At 63.6% G+C, this 18,105-nt stretch carries 16 protein-coding genes; 4 read left to right on the top strand and 12 right to left on the bottom strand.

Annotated elements, in window-relative coordinates:
- Positions 1-119: 119 nt before the first annotated feature.
- From GGD67_RS35670 to GGD67_RS35695, 6 genes are all read right to left on the bottom strand, one after another.
- A complete protein-coding gene (locus GGD67_RS35670) occupies positions 120-890 on the bottom strand; it encodes a triacylglycerol lipase (protein WP_026201525.1) in 771 nt (256 codons plus the stop codon).
- Positions 891-1,078: 188 nt separating this feature from the next.
- Positions 1,079-2,365: a DUF445 domain-containing protein gene (locus GGD67_RS35675; RefSeq protein ID WP_092259562.1), complete on the bottom strand. Its 1,287-nt coding sequence runs from the start codon at positions 2,363-2,365 to the stop codon at positions 1,079-1,081.
- Positions 2,366-2,585: 220 nt separating this feature from the next.
- Positions 2,586-3,041: a phasin gene (locus GGD67_RS35680; protein WP_092259565.1), complete on the bottom strand. Its 456-nt coding sequence runs from the start codon at positions 3,039-3,041 to the stop codon at positions 2,586-2,588.
- A 218-nt stretch (positions 3,042-3,259) separates the two neighbouring features.
- Complete coding sequence (locus GGD67_RS35685) at positions 3,260-3,853, bottom strand: GNAT family N-acetyltransferase (RefSeq protein ID WP_161966493.1); 594 nt, start codon at positions 3,851-3,853, stop codon at positions 3,260-3,262.
- On the bottom strand, positions 3,850-4,932 hold the full coding sequence (locus tag GGD67_RS35690; protein ID WP_018315581.1) for an alpha/beta hydrolase: 1,083 nt from the start codon (positions 4,930-4,932) through the stop codon (positions 3,850-3,852). Before GGD67_RS35690 ends, GGD67_RS35685 begins: the two co-directional genes overlap by 4 nt.
- Positions 4,929-5,312: a hypothetical protein gene (locus GGD67_RS35695; RefSeq protein ID WP_026201523.1), complete on the bottom strand. Its 384-nt coding sequence runs from the start codon at positions 5,310-5,312 to the stop codon at positions 4,929-4,931. Before GGD67_RS35695 ends, GGD67_RS35690 begins: the two co-directional genes overlap by 4 nt.
- 168 nt (positions 5,313-5,480) lie before the next feature.
- Here GGD67_RS35695 and GGD67_RS35700 point away from each other — a divergent pair, with 168 nt between their 5' ends.
- A complete protein-coding gene (locus GGD67_RS35700) occupies positions 5,481-6,395 on the top strand; it encodes an alpha/beta fold hydrolase (protein ID WP_179739415.1) in 915 nt (304 codons plus the stop codon).
- Here GGD67_RS35700 and GGD67_RS35705 read toward each other — a convergent pair.
- The 6 genes from GGD67_RS35705 to GGD67_RS35730 all read right to left on the bottom strand — a co-directional run bounded on the left by GGD67_RS35705 (position 6,392) and on the right by GGD67_RS35730 (position 14,110).
- The gene (locus tag GGD67_RS35705; RefSeq protein WP_018315578.1) at positions 6,392-7,066 is read right to left on the bottom strand and encodes a spermidine synthase; all 675 of its coding nucleotides are present in this window, start codon (positions 7,064-7,066) and stop codon (positions 6,392-6,394) included. The two genes, GGD67_RS35700 and GGD67_RS35705, sit on opposite strands and share 4 nt — an antisense overlap.
- Before the next feature lie 30 nt (positions 7,067-7,096).
- Positions 7,097-10,333: a bifunctional cytochrome P450/NADPH--P450 reductase gene (locus tag GGD67_RS35710; protein WP_179739429.1), complete on the bottom strand. Its 3,237-nt coding sequence runs from the start codon at positions 10,331-10,333 to the stop codon at positions 7,097-7,099.
- Positions 10,334-10,448: 115 nt separating this feature from the next.
- Positions 10,449-11,444, bottom strand: coding sequence for an alpha/beta fold hydrolase (locus GGD67_RS35715; RefSeq protein ID WP_018315576.1), 996 nt, complete (start codon positions 11,442-11,444; stop codon positions 10,449-10,451).
- A gap of 10 nt (positions 11,445-11,454) precedes the next feature.
- Entirely contained in the window at positions 11,455-13,005 is a 1,551-nt protein-coding gene (locus GGD67_RS35720) for a wax ester/triacylglycerol synthase family O-acyltransferase (RefSeq protein WP_179739432.1), read from the bottom strand.
- A gap of 47 nt (positions 13,006-13,052) precedes the next feature.
- Positions 13,053-13,853, bottom strand: coding sequence for a triacylglycerol lipase (locus tag GGD67_RS35725; RefSeq protein WP_179739434.1), 801 nt, complete (start codon positions 13,851-13,853; stop codon positions 13,053-13,055).
- Positions 13,853-14,110 carry a DUF6489 family protein gene (locus GGD67_RS35730; protein WP_028135213.1) on the bottom strand — a complete coding sequence of 86 codons (258 nt, stop codon included), beginning with the start codon at positions 14,108-14,110 and terminating at the stop codon, positions 13,853-13,855. Before GGD67_RS35730 ends, GGD67_RS35725 begins: the two co-directional genes overlap by 1 nt.
- Before the next feature lie 305 nt (positions 14,111-14,415).
- On the opposite strand from GGD67_RS35730, the gene GGD67_RS35735 reads away from it, so the two are divergent.
- The 3 genes from GGD67_RS35735 (at position 14,416) to GGD67_RS35745 (ending at position 18,077) form a co-directional block, all read left to right on the top strand.
- Positions 14,416-16,011 (top strand): ABC transporter substrate-binding protein, encoded by a 1,596-nt coding sequence (locus GGD67_RS35735; RefSeq protein ID WP_018315572.1) that lies wholly within the window; start codon positions 14,416-14,418, stop codon positions 16,009-16,011.
- A gap of 104 nt (positions 16,012-16,115) precedes the next feature.
- Complete coding sequence (locus GGD67_RS35740) at positions 16,116-17,096, top strand: ABC transporter permease (protein WP_026201522.1); 981 nt, start codon at positions 16,116-16,118, stop codon at positions 17,094-17,096.
- A 9-nt stretch (positions 17,097-17,105) separates the two neighbouring features.
- Complete coding sequence (locus tag GGD67_RS35745; RefSeq protein WP_028143436.1) at positions 17,106-18,077, top strand: ABC transporter permease; 972 nt, start codon at positions 17,106-17,108, stop codon at positions 18,075-18,077.
- Positions 18,078-18,105: the final 28 nt, after the last annotated feature.

The following is an 18,105-nucleotide window of genomic DNA, read 5'->3' on the forward strand; positions in this document are numbered from 1 at the left end:
GGATCGCGCTTCCCTCCGGCGTAAAATCAAGCGCGCTGGCTGGGACAACGCATTCCTCTTGGCCACCCTCAGCCATATGCGATAGCCCTGCCGCAAGTGGGGCGAGGTGAAGAGGCGCACTACCGATGCGGATCGGGATAGGCCAGGCTGCGCCAGCCGCTACGATCGAACGGCCGCCACTGGCCTTCCTTCTGCGCGAGCCGGTCGGCCACCGCATAGACCACGGCGGGATGATGGCCCATGCCGCAATGGCTGCTCTCGACCTCGATGCTCTCTGTCTGGGCGCCCGTCTTTTCCATGCAGCCCTGCCAGGCGCAGACGCCGTCGGTGCGGCTGAAGATGGCGGTGGTCGGCACCGGCGGTGGCACAGCGAGCTCGCCGCCGAACCGCGGGTCGACCTCGTCGGACTTCCGCCCGCTCGCCCATTCATAGACGCGCCAGGCGTTGGTGGAGCGGGGATTGCCGGCGAAGGGGCTGCCGAGCGTGATCACCTGGCGCACGCGCTCGGGCATCATCTTGGCGAGCTGACGTGCATAGAGGCCGCCAAGGCTCCAGCCGACCAGGCTGATCTTGCGGCCATGGGTGTCGCTGAGCTCCTCGACCAGATCGACCATGGCATGCTGCACGCCCTCGCGCAGACCATAGTTGCGGCCCTGGCGCCAGCCGCTCACCGCATAACCCTTGCTGGTCAGAAACGTCCGCAACGCACGCGTGGATGCATCCGAGGCCACGAGGCCCGGCAGCACCAGCACCGGATGCCCATCGCCGCGCGGCGCAAGGCTCAGCAGCGGCAGCGCGCCGAGGAACGCGCCGAACTCGTGGATCGCGCGCCCTTCCAGAAACATCAGTGTTCTCGACGGCGGACGCAGCGTCTGGGCAGTAGCGGTCATCAATGTTTCCCCTGAGAAGACGCCGGGCGCGATGCCGGCAAATGGGCATGAATTCCAATACGCCGGCTTCTTGATCGTTCCGCAGCGCAGCATGAATCAGCTAGGCGGCCGGTTCCCGACATTCAAGCGGGAGAGTCGCGGGGCGACAATAGGCCCGCGCGTTAATGCTAACGTCCGTGACGCAAAAGTCACAGCAATCGGAGCAGGTATTCTACGGAGTAGAGCACCAGCCCGGCGAGCCCACCGATCAGCGAGCCGTTGAAGCGGATGTATTGCAGGTCGCGCCCGATGTTGATTTCGATCAGCGAAATCAACTGCGCCATGTCCCACGCCTTGACCTGGTCGGAGATGAAGATGGAGACGCCGCTTTTCTGGTCGGCGACGAAGCTGCGCAGCACCGTTACCAGCCCCTTGTTGATCTCGCCGCGCAGCTCGGCATCGCCCGCGAGCGCTTCTCCTGCAGCGACGAACATGCCGGCGAGATGATGCTGCAGCACCTGCGTTTCGCCGCTCGCGCTGCGCTCGATGAAAGAGCGCGTGTTGGCCCACACGGTGCGGGCGAGATCGGCAAGCTCGGGCCGCGCAAGCAGATCGCGCTTCAGCCCGTCGATCCGGTCGATATAGGCCTGATCGGTGCCGAGCCGGTCGACGAAGCTCAGCACCATGCGATCGAACTCGCCGCGGAACGGATGTTTGGGATCGCTGCGCACTTCATTGAAGAAGGCGGTGGCGGACGCCACGATCTTGTTCACCAGAAACTTGTCCGCGCGATAGAGCCGCAGCAGGGTTGGCAATTCCGCGCGCACTTTCTCGCGGATCATCCCCATCGTCTCTTTCTGGTTCAGCGTCTCGTGCATCACGCGCAGGAGATCGTCGAACAGGATCTGATGGCGTCCCTCCGCCACGAAGCCGCGCAACGTGCCGGCCGCGAGCGGGGCGAGGTCGATGGCCTGGAGCTGCGAAGACATGCGGCGGATGATGAAGGTCATCAGGCCCGAGCTCTCCGTCGCCGAGACGGCTTCCGGCAACAGGCGGAGCGCGAAGCGCGCGAGATCGTCGCTGCGCTTGCGGTCGCGCAGCCAGTCGGCGACGAAGGAGCCGAAATCGATCTCCTTCAACTTGGCCTCGACCGGACCGGCCTCGAGGAAATGCACCTGGATGAATTCGCCGAGCTTATCGGCGATCCGGGCCTGGTTGCTCTGGATGATCGCGGTATGCGGGATCGGCAGGCCGAGCGGACGCTTGAACAGCGCGACCACGGCATACCAGTCGGCAAGCCCGCCGATGGTCGCGGCTTCCGCGAAGGCGGCGATGAAGCCGAACACGGGATGCACCGGCAGCAGCCATTTCGCGACGATGAAGAGCAGAAGCGTCGCGGCCAAGACCAGCGTCGCCAGCGCCTTCACGCGGCGCAGCTCGGCCGCGCGTTCGGCATCGCCGGGAGTGTCGAAGGAGAAGGTGGCGGGTGCATTCATGACGGATGGGAGATTACGTCATTCCGGGGCGATGCGAAGCATCGAACTATGGTGCGCTCTTGTGCACCTGAGAAGCTCGAGATTCTCTGGTGCGCAATTGCGCACCAGAGTTCGCCCTTCGGGCGCCCCGGAATGACGGTCAGTCACAATGACGGCAGCGCAGAAACAAAAGGCCCGCCGAAGCGGGCCTCAAATTTCAGTTTTCACTCAGGGCGCCGGATCAGGCGGTCTTGTTGTAGACCTTGGCAAAATTGTCCTGAGCGGACTTCGCACCGTTGGCGGCGAGCTGGCCGAAATAGTCGGCGGTCGCCTTGGCACGCGAGACGAACACTTCGCCGCGGGCGCGGAGCAGGCTCGACTGGATCTCGACGGCTTCGCTGACCGACTTGGCGGAAGCAAGCTTGTCGATGCCGGCGAAGAACGCCTGGGCGTCGTCATAGATCGCCTGCTGGATGTTGCGGCTGATCTTGCCGGCCTCAGCGACGGATTCGGTCACCGCGTTCTCGACGGCGGCGGTCACGCGCTCGGAGCCTGCGAAGGCCTCGGCAGCACGATCCTTGGCGGTGTTGGCGGTCTTCTTGACGAACTCGCGGGCGGCCTCGGGAACTTCCAGATTCTGGATGTTCTTGAAAGCGTCCTTGAAGCCCTCGAAAGCGGTGTTGGTTTCAGTGGTCATGGGGTTCTCTCCATCCTCATTGGTTTGAGCTATGGGCTCACCCCGTCCGCATTGGCCCGGGGCACGGCTTATATGGCATAGTTAATTGTGCGATGCAACATTCATATTGCGATGCGATATCACGAAACTGTGAACATCCTTAACGGGCGGCAATCTGATGCCTCCCTGGCCAAGCGGGTTCCCTAGAATGGTCGGACCGCGGTGGCTGGACGGCGGTCCTAGTGCTGGACGGCGCCTGGCAGCCCGTAGGCCTCCATCTGGGCCTGGACCTGCGCGATGTTGTGGCCGAGCACGACGATGTCGTGGGTCTTGCCGTCGACGTCCCGGACATGGTCGCGCAGCAGCGCCTCGGCCTTGAAACCGAGGCTCTCGAACACGGCGATCGCAGCCTGCTGGTCGACCGTCATCTGAACCGAAAGTTTCTCCAGGCCCGCACCGAGCGCGAGCGCGAAGGTCTCCTGCGACAGCGCCCGCCCTACCCCCTTCCCGCGAACGTCGAGCGAGACGACCATGCGGATCTCGCCGACATGGGGTGACCAGGAGTGCGGATCGCGCACCAGCGTGCCGCAGCCGACGACCTTACCGTCCCTAACCGCAAGCAGGCTCGTAATCGCGCCACGCTCGATCTCCTTGACCCAGGCCGACAGCACCTTCGGTTCGCTGATATTGCGCGGCAAAAACAGCAAATCGTGGGTCGGCAGGCCTTTGCCGAAGGCGAGCACCGCGGCTTCATCCGCGGGCGACATCAGGCGAATCTCGATATCGCCGGCGTCGGTCTTGACGTGGCGCGGATACGAACGCTGCTCGCTCATGTCGATCTCTTCCCTAGCCAGGAATCCAGTTTCGGCCATAGCCGCTTGACGGCGTTGGCTCCCGCGACGAGCGAGACGTGACCGCCCTTCAGCATCACCTCTTCCTTGTCCGCAGAACCAATCTTCGCGATCAGGTGCTTGGCGGCCTCATACGGCACGATGTGATCGTGCTCGGCCACCGCATGCAGGATCGGCACCTTGATATTGTCGAGCTTCGCAGGCCGGCCGCCGACCGACATGGTGTCGTTGAACAGCTTGTTGTCCCACATCAGGTCCTTGGTGATGGCGCGGAAATACTCGCCAGCCAGCGGCAGCGTGTCGGTCGCCCAGCGGTCGAACATGCGGTACGACTTGACGAATTCGTCGTTCCAGATGTTTTCCCAGAGCTGGATCTGGCTGACCGTGCGCGAGGCTGGACGCAACATCTCGAACGAGGAAAGGATCATCTCCGGCGGCACGTTGCCGACACTGTCGACGAGATGGTCGACGTCGAAATAGCGACGGTCGGAGAAGTTCGAGAACAGCTTCATCTCTCGGAAGTCAATCGGCGTGGTGAAGCAGATCAAATTCTTCATCGGCCCGTCCTTGTGGATCGCGCCGTAGAGCAGCGACAGCACGCCGCCGAAGCAATAGCCGATGACCGAGACGTCCTGCTCACCGGAATCAGCTTGCACCCGGCGGACGCAGTCCGGGATGAAGTCGAGGACGTAGTCCTCCATCCGCAGGCTCTTCTCCTCCGGCCGTGGCGCACTCCAGTCGAGCATATAGACGTCGTAACCGCGCTTGAGCAGGAATTCGATAAAGCTCTGGCCGGGCACGAGGTCGAGGATGTAGCCGCGGTTGGTGGTCGCCATCACGATCAGCACCGGCACACGGTAGATCTCGTCCGACATCGGCCGATAGTGATAGAGGCTCATCGTGCCGCGCGAATGCAGCACATCCTTAGGCGTCGATCCAAGTGACGGACCCGAGGTCGAGAAATATTCGACGCCCTTGATGCTGCGCTGGATGGCGCGCTGCACCTCGGATTGGATGCGTTCCGGGATAGATGCGAAATCAAGTCCGGGAGCTGCATTCATGCCTGCTCTCCGCCCTCAGACGGCGGACGCTTGGTGCGTGGCGGCCGCAATGCGGAATCGGCCCCCTGAGACACGCCGGCACTTGCAGCCATCTGGCTCAGCAGCGACTTGATCTCACCGATCTGGCCTTCGATAGCTTGCAGCCTTTCGGCAAGGCCTGTGACCTGCTCCCGGCTCGGCAGGTTCATGGAGACCAGATACTTCTCCATGAGTTCGCCGAGCTGCTTCTGAGCACCTGCAGCAACTCCCCCCGCACGGTTCATCGCCTGCGAAAACTCGGGTGACGACATGGCCTGGTTGGCGAAGGAGTTGAACCCCTTCTCCATCTCACCAACCATCTTTTGCCACATGGCGACCGGGTCATTGGTCTTGTCGGTCATCGGCGTCCTCCAGATGTCGAGAGCTTCGATGCCCTTCTTTTTCGCCATACCACACCGTTGCGCCGTGCCGGTCAACCGGCAAGCAGCGGCTCGGTGCCGCGTGCGACTTTCATTGCAACGGGAAACCGTGCGATACACAATCGAGCAAAAAGCCAAGGGAAAGCGCCCGTGAATGCCCATCAGCCGCCTCAGACCGTCCGCGCCAACGGCATCGACATCTGCTACGAGATTTTTGGCAACGACAATGCCGAGCCGCTGCTGCTGATCATGGGATTAGGCGCCCAGATGATCCATTGGGACGATGCGTTCTGCGAGCAGCTTGCCGCACGCGGCTTCCGCGTGATCCGCTTCGACAATCGCGACATCGGCAAGTCGAGCCATCTGACGGGCGGCAAGCGGTTGACGCCACTCGAGCTACTGAAGCTGCGCTTCTTCAAGATTCCCGTCGCGGCAACCTACAGGCTGATCGACATGGCGAAAGACACGGTCGGGCTGATGGACGCGCTCGGCATCAAGTCGGCGCATCTTGTCGGGGCGTCCATGGGCGGAATGATCGCGCAGGAGGTGACGCTGTCGTTCCCGCAGCGCGTGCGCTCGCTGACCTCGATCATGTCGACGACAGGCAATCCGCGCGTGCCGCCGCCGACGCGCGAGGCCGCCGCAATGCTGATGGCGCCGCCGCCGCGCAGCAAGGAAGAGTTCATCGTCCGCTACGGCCAGACCTGGAAGGTGCTGCGCGCCGGACATTTTCCGGAGGAGGAAGCGCTCGATCCTGAACGCGCCGAGCGCGTGTTCGCGCGCGGGCTCAATCCGGCCGGCGTCGGCCGCCAGCTCCGCGCCGTGCTGGCGTCCGGCAGTCGCAAGGAAAGGCTGCACGCCGTGCAGGCGCCGACGCTGGTCATTCACGGCACCGTCGACCCGCTGGTGCGGCCCGAGGGCGGCAAGGACACGGCGGCGTCAATCCCGAACGCAAAACTGTTGATGATCGAGGGCATGGGCCACGCGCTGCCGATGCGGTTCTGGCCCGAGATCATTGGCGCCATCGACAAGCACGCGCATGGCGCGGCCGCGCAGGCGGCTTAACTCTTCTTCGCCATCCAGATTACGTGGCGCGCGCCGCCGCCTCTGCCGGTGGCGCGGACGGCGACTTCATTGACGTCGAAGCCCGCCCGCTTAAGGCGCTTGGTGAAGGCGTGATTGGGTCCCGACGACCAGACGGCGAGCACGCCGCCCGGCCGCAGTGCTGTCTTCGCCGCCGCCAGCCCGCTTGCACTGTAGAGCGCATCATTGCCTTTGCGGGTCAGCCCCTCGGGGCCGTTGTCGACGTCAAGCAGGATAGCGTCGAAGGCCGCGCTCTTGGCACGGATGACTTCGCCGACATCGGTTTCCCGGATGCTGACCCTGGCATCATCGAGACTATCGCCGAAGACCTCCGCCATCGGTCCACGTGCCCAGGTGACCACCGCGGGCACCAGCTCGGAGACCACGATTTTCGCCTTGGCGCCAAGCACCGCCAGCGCTGCACGCAGCGTAAAGCCCATGCCGAGGCCGCCGATCAGGACGACGGGTTTTGCGACCGTCTCGATCTGCTTCGCCGCGAGCGTTGCGAGCGCGGCCTCCGAGCCCGACAGGCGGTTGTTCATCAGCTCGTTGGTGCCGAGCTTGATGGAAAACTCCTTGCCCCGCCGCATCAGGCGGAGCTCCTCGTCGGAGCCGGGGATCTTGGCGGTATCGATTTTTTCCCAGGGAATCATGAGGGACGTTTAGCATGATCGGGCGAACAATCACCCACCCGCCCAGACGTCCAGCACATACCGGTTCTTCGTCCCCATCTCCTCGATCCAGCGCGCAGCTGCGGCCGCGTCGCTGCCGCTGTTCTCGCGATGGATCGCGACCAGTGCCGCCTTCACGTCCGGCTCCATCTTGCCGCCGTCGCCGCAGACATAGATGATCGCGCCCTGCCCGATCAGCGGCCAGACCTTGTCCTTCTGCGCGGCGAGCAGGTGCTGCACATAGGTCTTCGGTCCGTCCGCGCGCGAGAACGCCGTGAAGAGTTCCGTGATGCCGCTCGCCGCCAGCGCCTTCAGCTCGTCCTCGTAGAGAAAATCCTGATCGGGATGGCGGCAACCGAAAAACAGCATCGCGGGTCCGAGGGTGGCGCCCTTCGCCTTGCGCGCCGCCCGCTCCTGAAGGAAGCCGCGGAACGGCGCGAGGCCCGTGCCGGGGCCGATCATGATGATGGGCACCGAGGGATCGTCGGGAAGCCGGAAGCCGGCCTTGGTCTCGCGTACGGTGGCGTAGATCGCATCGCCCGCGCGACGGTTGGCGAGGTAGTTCGAGCAGATGCCCTTGTAGGTGCCGCGGCCGGAGGCGGCCGGCCCTTCGACCACGCCGACCGTGACGCTGCAGCGCGCCGGGTCGACCGACGGCGAGGACGAGATCGAGTAATAACGCGGCGCCAGCAGCGAAAGCATTTCCAGATAGGCATGGAACGGCAATTCGCAGGCGGAATATTCGAGCAGCAGATCGAACACCGATTTGCGACTGGTTAGAATCTCGCTGCGGTAACGCTCGAGCGGCTCAGGCTCCTCGCCGACGAAGGCGAGCAGCTTCGGCTTGGTGACCGGGCACCGGGTGTGCTCGGCCATGATCTGGATCTGCTTGCGCGTCGCGACCTGCTGCAGCTCGACGAACTCGCTGAGCAGGCGGCCGACCGACACGGCATCCCCTACCGGCAATTGCGCACGGCGGCCTTCGGCGACCTGAAGCCTGATCTGGTCGGCGGGCAGAAAGCCGAAGCGGCGGGCGACCGAATCCACCAGCGTGGGATCGTTGCGTGGCACGACACTCAAATGATCGCCGACGCGGTAGGCGACGTTGGACGGCAGCTGCACCTCGATGTGGCGCGTCGAACGCTCGGATGGATTGGATCCGCCCTTGTTCTGAAGCTCGTCGTTGGCGAGCACCTTCATCGCGACAGCACCGCCCTGGGCGACGATGGTGTTGACGGCTGTGACCGCCACCGGCTCGATCGCATAGAGCGGATCATCCTCGGCAGTGCGGGTGAAATTCCAGTCGATGCCGAACTCCTTCGTCGCGACCTGGGCCGCCGCCGGGAACCATTTCTGGAACTGGCCGTCGAGATCGCTGCGCGCATCGCCCTCGCCGCGCGGATAAACCGCGCGCGCACCATGCGACGACAATTGCTCGTCAATCAGGCGCGGCACCGATTGATAGGTCGCAGCCCAGTCGCTGTTGCCGCAGCCGAACACGGCGTAGCGGACGCCGGCGAAGGCATCTTTCGGCAGATCGCCGCCGAGCCATTTGACGAACTGCGTCGCGTTGTCAGGCGGCGCGCCGTTATAGGAGGCGCAGATGATCAGAACGCCGCCCTCCTGCGGCAGCTTTCCGACGTAATCGTCGAGCGGGCCGAGATGCACGGCAAAGCCGTTGATCTCGGCGAGATCAGCCATGCGCGTCGCGAGTTCCTCGGCGGTGCCGAGATTGGAGCCGTAAAGCACCAGCATCGGCGTGTTATGGCCGGGCCGGGCCGTCGGCTGGCGCGGCGCCTTCGGCGCCGAGGACGTAGCCGCGATGGGCCCGCCATAGGCGCCACGCTCGCGATCGGCGCGCGGACGCACCTTGATATTGAAGCCTTCCGGCTTCATCGTCAGGGTTTCCTTCAGATGCATCTGATAGCGCTGGTGGTCGATCAGCTTGAACCGCTGCAGGATCATGCCGAGCGCGAGCGCGGCCTCGTGCATGGCAAAGCCGCGGCCGATGCAGGCGCGCTGGCCGTTGCCGAACGGCTTCCAGGCATTGACCGGCCGCTTGGCCTCCGCCTCACGGCTGAAATTCTCGGGATCGAACGCATCCGGATTCGGCCCCCAGACGCTGGGATCGCGATGCAGCGCCGTCACAAGGATGGTGGTGAAGGTGCCCTTCCGGAGCTTGTACTTGCCGCCACCGAGTGTCTCGTCCTTGAGCGGCGAGATGCCATAGGCCGGCGCCGGCGGCCACAGCCGCAGCGCCTCTTTCAGGATCTGCGTGATGTAGGTGAGCTGCGTCACCTGCTGGTAGGTCGGCTTCGCGTTGACGTCGGGGCCGAAGACACGATCGACCTCGTCATAGGCCTTCTTGAGGATGTCCGGGTGCTTGAGCAGCGCATAGAGCGTGTAGGACAACAGGCCGCTGGTGGTCTCGTGGCCCGCGATCAGGAACGTGTTGATCTGGTAGCGGATGTTGACGTCGTCGAGCTGCTCGCCGGTCGAACGGTCGACGCCGGTCATCATCGCGGCGAGCATGTCCTTCTTGTCGTCGATCCCCTCCGCGCTCTTGCGCCGCTCGGCGATGATCTCGTCGACCATCTTGTTCATGAAGGCGACGTCTTCGGCGAGCGTCTTGCGCCGCTTCTGCATCCAGATCTGCTCGAACGGCAGGCCGCGTGTCATCATGATGGTTTCGAGCGAGCGCACCAGCGACTCGACGAAGGGATGGTAGTCGCGCCGGTAGAACGAATTGAAGCGATACTCGAAACCGCACAGGCCGATCGTATCCAGTGTCAGCGCCGTCATGTCGTGGACGACGTCGATCTCGTCGTCGGCGTTGAGCCGCTCCCACTTCTGGACGAGCTGCTCGGCGATATCGACCATGCTCGGGTGGTAGGACTGCATGGCGCGGTTGCCGAACGGCTGGAGCAGGATGTTGTGGGCCTTGCTCCAGTTCGGCTCGCGGGTGTCGGCCGTGAACAGGCCGTCGCCGCCAACCGCGCGCACGCGCCGCAGCGCGCCGCGCACCGTCTTGTCGAAACGCTTCTCGTCGGAGAGCTCATCGACGAGATCGTGGCCCGAGACGACCACGATCGGCGAGCCCATCATGTCGAGCCAAAAGATCGGACCGAGCTCCTTGGCGAGCCGCGTCAAATGCTGCACGGGGGCGGCCGAGTCCAGCGACAGCATGTTGCCGACCACAGGCTTGGTCGGCGGATGCGGGATCGGGTCCAGACGGTTCTTGGATGACATTGACGTGCGCTTCCCCCTGCCTTGCGTCATTCCGGGATGGTCCGAAGGACCAGACCCGGAATCTCGAGATCCCGGGTTCGATGCTATGCATCGCCCCGGGATGACGTCTGCGTCCTCACCCAAACCGCCTTCTACGCCATTCGATCAGCTTGGCGCTGACCTCTTCCGGCTTCTCCTGCTGCGTCCAATGGCCGCTGTCCTTCACCAGATACTTCTCGAGATCGGGAATCAGCTTGTCCATGCCATCGGCGGAGGACGGCGGCAGCACCGCGTCGTTCTCGGCCATGATCATCAGCGACGGTACGCGCACCGTATGATCGAGCCCTTCGGCACGCGTCCAGTTGCGCGACATGTTGCGGTACCAGTTGATGCCGCCGGTAAAGCCGGTCCGGGTGAAATTGTCGACGAACACCTTCTTCTCTTCCGGTGACAGGATGGGCGTGCGCGGATCGTGCTTCGCATCATAGGCAGCAATCATTTGCGGAAACGCCAGATTGACCCGCGGCGAAGCGCCGACGCCGGCAACCACCTCCTCTGCCGGCGCGTCGGGCGGGCGCGGCACCGGCTTGCGCATGAAAGCATCGAAGGTTTGCTCGACGCGACTGCCAAAGATCTTGTCGGGCTCACGCGCCGGATCCTGGAACTGCACGATGTACATCTTGTCGCCGAAGCGCGCGCGCAGGAGCTCGATCGGATCGGCCCAGGCGCGGTTGGTATGAGGCGTGTTGATGCCGACCACCCCCGCAACCCGCTCAATGTGGCGCAACGGCATCTGCCAGACAATGAAGCCACCCCAGTCGTGACCGACGAAGATTGCCTTGTCGATATTCAAATGATCGAGGAGCCCGACGAGGTCACCGGTCAGGTGCTCGATGTCGTAAGCCTCGACCGGCTCGGGCCGGTCGGTCGCGCCATAACCGCGTTGGTCGGGCGCGATCACGCGGATGCCGGCCTCGCTCAGCGCCTTGATCTGGTGACGCCAGGAGAAGGCGAGCTCGGGCCAGCCGTGACACAGCACCATCGGCGGCATGTCGGTGTTCGGGCCAGCTTCGTAATAGCCCATGCGGATTCCGTTCGTCTGCACGAACTTGAGCGGTGGCATTTCAATCATCGAACCATTCCTACTCAGCGGCACCCTTGATGTCGGCCGCCGGCGGCGCGTAGGCCGCCTCCAGCGCGGCGAACTCCTCCGGCAGCATGTCGCACATCACCTGCACATGCGGAATGATGTTGGCGCCGACGATGAAGCCGAAATCGAGCTGGTCGCGATAGCTCTGCACGGTGATGTTGAGCGCCTGCCCGTGCGTCGAGATCGACACCGGGAAGATGTGCAATAGCTCCGCGCCGGCAGCGTAGAGCGTCTGCCGCGGCCCCGGCACGTTGGACACCGTGATGTTCGCGGCCGGCGGCAGCACGTCCGACAGGTTCGAGCGGCTGTAGAGCAGCGCCAGGATCTGCACCATGATCGGCGCGCCGAGCATCGAGATGTTGGAGACCTGGGGCATCAGCGCGCGCAAGGGGTGCGACATCTCCTTGGACTTGGTCGATTGCGCGATGATGGCTTCGAGCCGCGCCTTGGGATCGTCGATGTTGGTCGCGATCGCGCAGATCATGCCGAACACCTGGTTATTGGCTTCGGTGTTACCCTCCTCGCGCAGCGAGATCGGCACCGCCGCGGTCAGCGATTTCGCCGGCAGCGTGCCGTACTCCTTCAGGTAACGCCGGACCACGCCGGAGGCGAGCGCCAGCACGACGTCGTTGAGCTTGCCGCCGGCCTGCTTGGCCAGCGCCTTCGCCCGCGACAGCGGGATCGAGACGCCGGCGAAGCTTCGCTCCGAGGAGATGGTCTTGTTAAGCATGGTCGGCGGCGACACCATGCTGGCGAGACTCTCGCGCGACTTCGGATCGGCAACCTTGCCAAGCACCTCGGAGACGCTCTTGACCATGGTCGGGATATTGCCGGCAAAGCGCACCGCGCTCTCGATCTGGTACATCGCGTTGTCGAACAGGATCGAGCCGATGTCGCTCTTGCCGGTGCGCGGCAATTGCAGATTCTGGGCGGCCTTGCCCGCGTCGAGTGGCTGGTTGAACAGCTGCTGATAGGAATCGAGCAGGTTGGCGGCGATGTCACGCGGCTCCTGTCCAGGCTTGGATCCCGCGGCCGGCGGATCGACCTTCCGCGGGATCGGCGAGATGTCGTAGATCATGTTGGTCAGGGCGGCACCAGCGCCGCCGTCGATCGCGGCATGGTGCATCTTCGAATAGAGCCCGACCTCGTTGTCCTTCATGCCCTCGAACACGTAGAACTCCCAGAGCGGGCGAGCCCGGTTCAGGAGCTTGGCGTGCATCCAGCCGACGATGCGCTCCAGCGTGGCGCGGTCGCGCGGCTGCGGCAGGCTGGCGCGGAAGATGTGGCGGTCGATGTCGAACTGATCGTCCTCGACCCAGGAGGGATGATCGATATCGAGCGGCGCCTTTTCCAGCCGCGCCTTCAGGATCGGCGCGATGTGCAGGCGCGATACGATCATCGCCTTGAAGTCTTCGAAGAAGTCGCCCTTGTAGTCGTCGGGCAGGCGAAAGATCGCCATGCTCCCGACATGCATCGGCATCTCCGGCGTTTCCAGATAGAGAAACGACGCGTCCAGCGACGACAGCTTCTTACCGTCAGCCATAGTTCCCTCCCGCAAGATTTGACGGGCGCCTTGGCCAGCGCTTCTCGTCAGGCCGATACTGCCTGTTCCGGCGGGGCATATGCAATGGCAAACGGCCCTGCCCGGTCAAATGGCGAGAATTCCCCTTCCGGTTGCGCCAGGCGGTCGGCCACGGCCCACAGCGCCGCAGGGTTCACCCCGAGCCCGATATGGCTCGCCAGATGCACCTCGATGTTCTCGGCACGGTCGGAGGGACGCAGCAAGCAGGTTCGCCAGTTCACGACACCGTCGGCCCGCGAATAGATCGACGTCGCCGGCACCGGAAGATCGCCGGCGATCGCCTCGCGCAATTCGGCGAAATCCTCGACCCGCTCGCCTGACAGCGCCTCGTAGAGCCGCGTGGCATTGGTCGCCCGCACGTCATTGGCAAACGGGCTGCCGAGCGTGACGACATAACGGACCATGTCGGGCGCCTGGAGCGCGAGATCGCGAGCATAGACGCCGCCGAGGCTCCATCCGACCAGGCTGACCTTGCGTCCGCTCGCAGCATGGATTTCGGCAAGACGGGCGCGCAGCGACTGGCGCATCCGCCCCAAGCCGCCAAAATTGCGGCCCATCCGCCAGGCATGTGCCTCATAGCCGAGCTCGGCGAGATAGCGCCGGATCGGGGCCATCGAGAGGTCACTGGCCAGAAAGCCCGGCAGCGCCAGCACCGGATGACCGTCCCCCCTGGGCGCGCGCATCAGGACTGGCGACAGCAGCAGGCTCGCATTGAATTCGAACAGGCCGCGCGCTTCTGCAAGCAGCAGGGCGAGGCCCGGCGGACGAAGCCCGCCCGGCGCCTGCCGCCCGTCCGGCCCGGACGACATTATTTCTTCTTGTCGCTGCTGCGCGTGCCGCCGAGGCCCGCCATCGTGACGAACATGTCCTGAAACCGCTCGGCGATCTTGGGATCGAAGGTGAACCAGCTCTGGATCAGCGATTCCGGCGAGACCTTCTCGATGTTGCTGAGTACCTGCTGCTGCAGCTTGTCCATCACCGCCGTCTGCATCGGCCCCACGTCAGGCAAACCGAAGAACTGGCGGGCCTCGAGGGGGGTGCAGTCGATTTCGATATTAACTTTCATGTCCCCTCCGGATGAGATTCGAGCGGCCTGTCGGCAGTATCGCCGCGAGTTGTGGTGCGACGCAAGCGACCTGATGCAGGCGCGACATGCCCCGTCCCGCAATCGGCCGATATAGTCAACCAAAGTCGAAAGACGCGGTCCTCCATGCCAGGCGGCACGGTCAGCATTGCTGCACAGCGGTGCAACTTGGCGCGTTCCTTGCTGGAATGGCGCTTGCACCGGTCGAGAACTCTGGGCAACATGGATCAATCAGCCCTGCCGAACAATCAAAAATCATCGGCACGGTAGAGTGGAGAGGGTCAAGAATGTCAGTCGGTCGAAGTCTGTTTGCGGCGACGCTCGCCGGTACGCTTGCGTTGACGGTCGCGCCGGCGTCGAGCCAGACGCTGCGTTATGCCAACCAGGGTGACCTGAAATCCCTTGATCCCTATACGCTGAACGAAAGCACCACCCACGCCCATCTCGGCCACGTCTATCAAGGCCTCACCGCGCGCGACAAAGACCTCAAGATCATTCCGGCGCTCGCCGAAAGCTGGGAAACCCCGGAGCCGACCCGCTGGCGCTTCCATTTGCGCAAGGGCGTGAAATTCCACAACGGCGACCCCTTCACCGCCGACGACGTAGTCTTCTCGGCCGATCGCGTCCGCAAGAAGGGGTCCAATATGCAGACCCGCCTTGCGCCCGACGTCAAGGTGGTCAAGGTCGACGACTACACTGTCGATTTCGTGCTGCCTTCGCCCAATCCCATCCTGCATAACTCGTGGGATGTCTGGTACATCATGGACAAGAAATGGGCCGAGGAGAACAACGTCGTCGACCCGACGCCGGTGGCGGCGACCACGCCGAGCTATGCCTCTCTCCACGAGAACGGCACCGGTCCGTTCACCATCGAAAGCCATCAGCCCGGCGTGAAGACGGTTTTCAAGGCCAACCCCAATTACTGGGGCAAGGTCGAGGGTAACCTGAAGGAGATCGTCTTCACCCCGATCGCTTCGGACGCAACCCGTGTCGCTGCGCTGCTCTCAGGCGAAGTCGACGTCATCGAGCCGGTGCCGATCCAGGACATCTCCCGCGTCGATTCCAGCCCGAACGCCCAGGTGCTGAAGGGGCCGGAGCTGCGCACCATCTTCATCGGCTTCGATCAGATGCGCGATGAGCTGCTCTACTCCAACATCAAGGGCAAGAACCCGTTCAAGGACGTCCGCGTCCGCGAGGCCTTCTACAAGGCGATCGACATCGAGCTGATCAAGAAGCGCGTGATGCGCGAGCTGTCGACGCCATCGGCGCTGATGATCGCTCCGGAGTTGTTCGCACTGTCCAAGGAGTTCACGCGGCCGAAATTCGACCCTGATGGAGCCAAGAAGCTCCTGACCGAAGCCGGCTATCCCGATGGCTTCGAGGTCACGATGGATTGTCCGAACGACCGTTACGTCAACGACGCCGCGATCTGCCAGGCCGTTGTCGGCATGCTGGCCCGCATCGGCGTCAAGATCAACCTGCTGGCGCAGCCGAAGGCGCAGTACTTCGCCAAGGTGTTGAAGCAGGGCGGCTACCAGACCTCATTCTACCTCCTGGGCTGGACGCCGAGCACGATGGACTCCCACAACGTGCTCTACGACATCATGGGCTGCCGCGACGATGCGAAATCCTCACGCGGCGAGGCCAATCTCGGCGGCTACTGCAACAAGGAGTTCGACGCCATCACCGACAAGGTGCTGGTCGAAACCGATACTGCCAAGCGCAACCAGCTGATCAAGCAGGCCTACGAAATCGGCAACAAGGACTGGTCCTACATCCCGCTGCACCAGCAGGCGCTGGCCTGGGGCGTGTCGAAGAAGGTCAACCTGCCGCAACGCGCCGACAATCTGGTCATGTTCCATTGGGCGACCAAGAAGGAATAGCGCCAGTTGAACACGAGGTCCCGGCGGCGTCAGGCATCCGGGACCTTTCCTTTTCCGGCTGACAAAGACGTCGACCGCACGCACACCCAAGGATAGTGGAAGGCATGCTCGCTTTCACTCTTCGCCGCGCCGTTCAGGCCATCGGCGTCATGTTCGCCGTCGGCATCATCGCCTTCTCGATGTTCCGTTTCGCAGGCGACCCCGTCAACCAGATCGTCTCGATCGACACGTCGGCGGCCGAACGCGAAGCCGTGCGCAAGTCGCTCGGCCTGGACGATCCCGTGCCGGTGCAGTTCGTGCGTTATTTCGCCGACGCCGCGCAATTCAAGTTCGGCGTCTCCTACCAGTTCCGCCAGCCGGTCTCGACCCTGTTGATGGAACGTATGCCGGCCACGCTGGAACTTGCGATCTGCGCCACCGTGTTTGCAATGGTGTTCGGCATTCTGATGGGCGTCTATTCGGCGCTGAGGCGCGACACCGTGCTCGCCAAATTATTCCAGGCGGTTTCGCTGATCGGCATCTCATTGCCGACTTTCCTGATCGGCATTCTCCTGATCTATCTGTTCGCGGTGACATTGGGCTGGTTGCCCTCGTTCGGCCGCGGCGAGGTGGTCAAGCTCGGCTGGTGGAGCACGGGCCTGCTCACGCTGTCGGGATTGAAGGCATTGATCATGCCCTCGATCACGCTCGGCCTGTTCCAGATGACCCTGATCATGCGGCTGGTGCGCGCGGAGATGCTTGAAGTGCTGCGAACCGACTATATCCGTTTCGCCCGCGCCCGCGGGCTGACTACCCGCGCCATCCATTTCGGCCACGCGCTGAAGAACACGCTCATCCCCGTCATCACCGTGGCCGGCCTTCAGTTTGGCTCGGTTATTGCATTTTCGATCATCACCGAAACCGTGTTCCAATGGCCGGGCATGGGACTCCTGTTCGTGCAGGCCGTGCAAAACGTCGATATCCCGATCATGGCCGCCTACCTGCTGATGGTCTCGCTGATCTTCGTCACCATCAATCTGGTGGTCGACATTCTCTACACCGTGGTCGATCCGCGCCTGCGCGCGACCGTCGGCCGCGCTACATAAGGCCCCTGCATGTCCGACGCCGTCGCCTCCAATTCCGACAAGCAGAGCGCGCCGCCCGCGCATGCCGGTCGCAGCTGGCTCAGCCGCGCCCTCGACAGCGACATCTTCTATTCGTTCCGCCGCTCCAAGCTGACCATGGTGGCAGCGGCCATTACCGTGCTGCTTTTCCTGCTCGCGATCTTTGCATCCGCGCTCGCGGTGCAGAACCCGTTCGATCCTGCGCAGCTCCAGTTGATGAACTCGCGCATCTCGCCGCTCTGGACCGCCGATGGCCAAAGCCCGTTCCTGCTCGGGACCGACGAGCAGGGTCGCGACGTGTTCTCCGCCATTCTCTACGGGATGCGCATCTCGCTCGCCGTCGGCGTGGCCGGTGTGATCTTCGCCGGCGCGCTCGGCATCGCACTCGGCCTGATCGCCGGCTATTTCGGCGGCGCGGTCGATGGCGTGATCATGCGGATCGCCGACGTGCAACTGACCTTTCCCGCCATTCTGATCGCGCTGCTGGTCAATGGCATCGCGAAATCCATCCTCGGCAACCGCCTGGATGCCACCAGCATGCTGGTGGTGCTGGTGATCTCGATCGGCCTGAGTTTCTGGGTCGGGTATGCAAGGACGGTGCGCGGTTCCGTGATGGTCGAGAAGAACAAGGACTACGTGGCCGCCGCGCAGCTGATCGGCCTGCCCGCGCCAAAGATCATGCTGCGGCACGTGCTGCCGAACACGATGGGCCCGATCCTGGTCATCGCCACCATCAACCTCGCGCTGGCCATCATCACCGAGGCGACGCTGTCCTTCCTCGGCGTCGGCCTGCCCGACACCATGCCCTCGCTGGGCACACTGATCCGCATCGGCAACAATTATCTGTTCGCGGGCGAATGGTGGATTGTCGCATTCCCCGGCCTCGCCCTGGCCGGGCTGATCCTGTCGATCAACCTGCTCGGCGACTGGCTGCGCGATGCGCTCAACCCGAAGCTCCGATGAGCAAAACCTCGACAAGAGCGCCTCACTC

The organism is Bradyrhizobium sp. IAR9, assembly GCF_013408065.1.
Lineage (GTDB): Bacteria > Pseudomonadota > Alphaproteobacteria > Rhizobiales > Xanthobacteraceae > Bradyrhizobium.

Bases quoted from the DNA above. Each gene is read 5' to 3' on its own strand.
- GGD67_RS35705 (WP_018315578.1), bottom strand. From the start codon at position 7,066: ATGATTCCCTGGGAAAAAATCGATACCGCCAAGATCCCCGGCTCCGAC.
- GGD67_RS35695 (WP_026201523.1), bottom strand. From the start codon at position 5,312: ATGACCGACAAGACCAATGACCCGGTCGCCATGTGGCAAAAGATGGTT.
- GGD67_RS35735 (WP_018315572.1), top strand. From the start codon at position 14,416: ATGTCAGTCGGTCGAAGTCTGTTTGCGGCGACGCTCGCCGGTACGCTT.
- GGD67_RS35745 (WP_028143436.1), top strand. From the start codon at position 17,106: ATGTCCGACGCCGTCGCCTCCAATTCCGACAAGCAGAGCGCGCCGCCC.
- GGD67_RS35715 (WP_018315576.1), bottom strand. From the start codon at position 11,444: ATGATTGAAATGCCACCGCTCAAGTTCGTGCAGACGAACGGAATCCGC.
- GGD67_RS35710 (WP_179739429.1), bottom strand. From the start codon at position 10,333: ATGTCATCCAAGAACCGTCTGGACCCGATCCCGCATCCGCCGACCAAG.
- GGD67_RS35690 (WP_018315581.1), bottom strand. From the start codon at position 4,932: ATGAATGCAGCTCCCGGACTTGATTTCGCATCTATCCCGGAACGCATC.
- GGD67_RS35680 (WP_092259565.1), bottom strand. From the start codon at position 3,041: ATGACCACTGAAACCAACACCGCTTTCGAGGGCTTCAAGGACGCTTTC.
- GGD67_RS35725 (WP_179739434.1), bottom strand. From the start codon at position 13,853: ATGTCGTCCGGGCCGGACGGGCGGCAGGCGCCGGGCGGGCTTCGTCCG.
- GGD67_RS35740 (WP_026201522.1), top strand. From the start codon at position 16,116: ATGCTCGCTTTCACTCTTCGCCGCGCCGTTCAGGCCATCGGCGTCATG.
- GGD67_RS35730 (WP_028135213.1), bottom strand. From the start codon at position 14,110: ATGAAAGTTAATATCGAAATCGACTGCACCCCCCTCGAGGCCCGCCAG.
- GGD67_RS35685 (WP_161966493.1), bottom strand. From the start codon at position 3,853: ATGAGCGAGCAGCGTTCGTATCCGCGCCACGTCAAGACCGACGCCGGC.
- GGD67_RS35670 (WP_026201525.1), bottom strand. From the start codon at position 890: ATGACCGCTACTGCCCAGACGCTGCGTCCGCCGTCGAGAACACTGATG.
- GGD67_RS35675 (WP_092259562.1), bottom strand. From the start codon at position 2,365: ATGAATGCACCCGCCACCTTCTCCTTCGACACTCCCGGCGATGCCGAA.
- GGD67_RS35720 (WP_179739432.1), bottom strand. From the start codon at position 13,005: ATGGCTGACGGTAAGAAGCTGTCGTCGCTGGACGCGTCGTTTCTCTAT.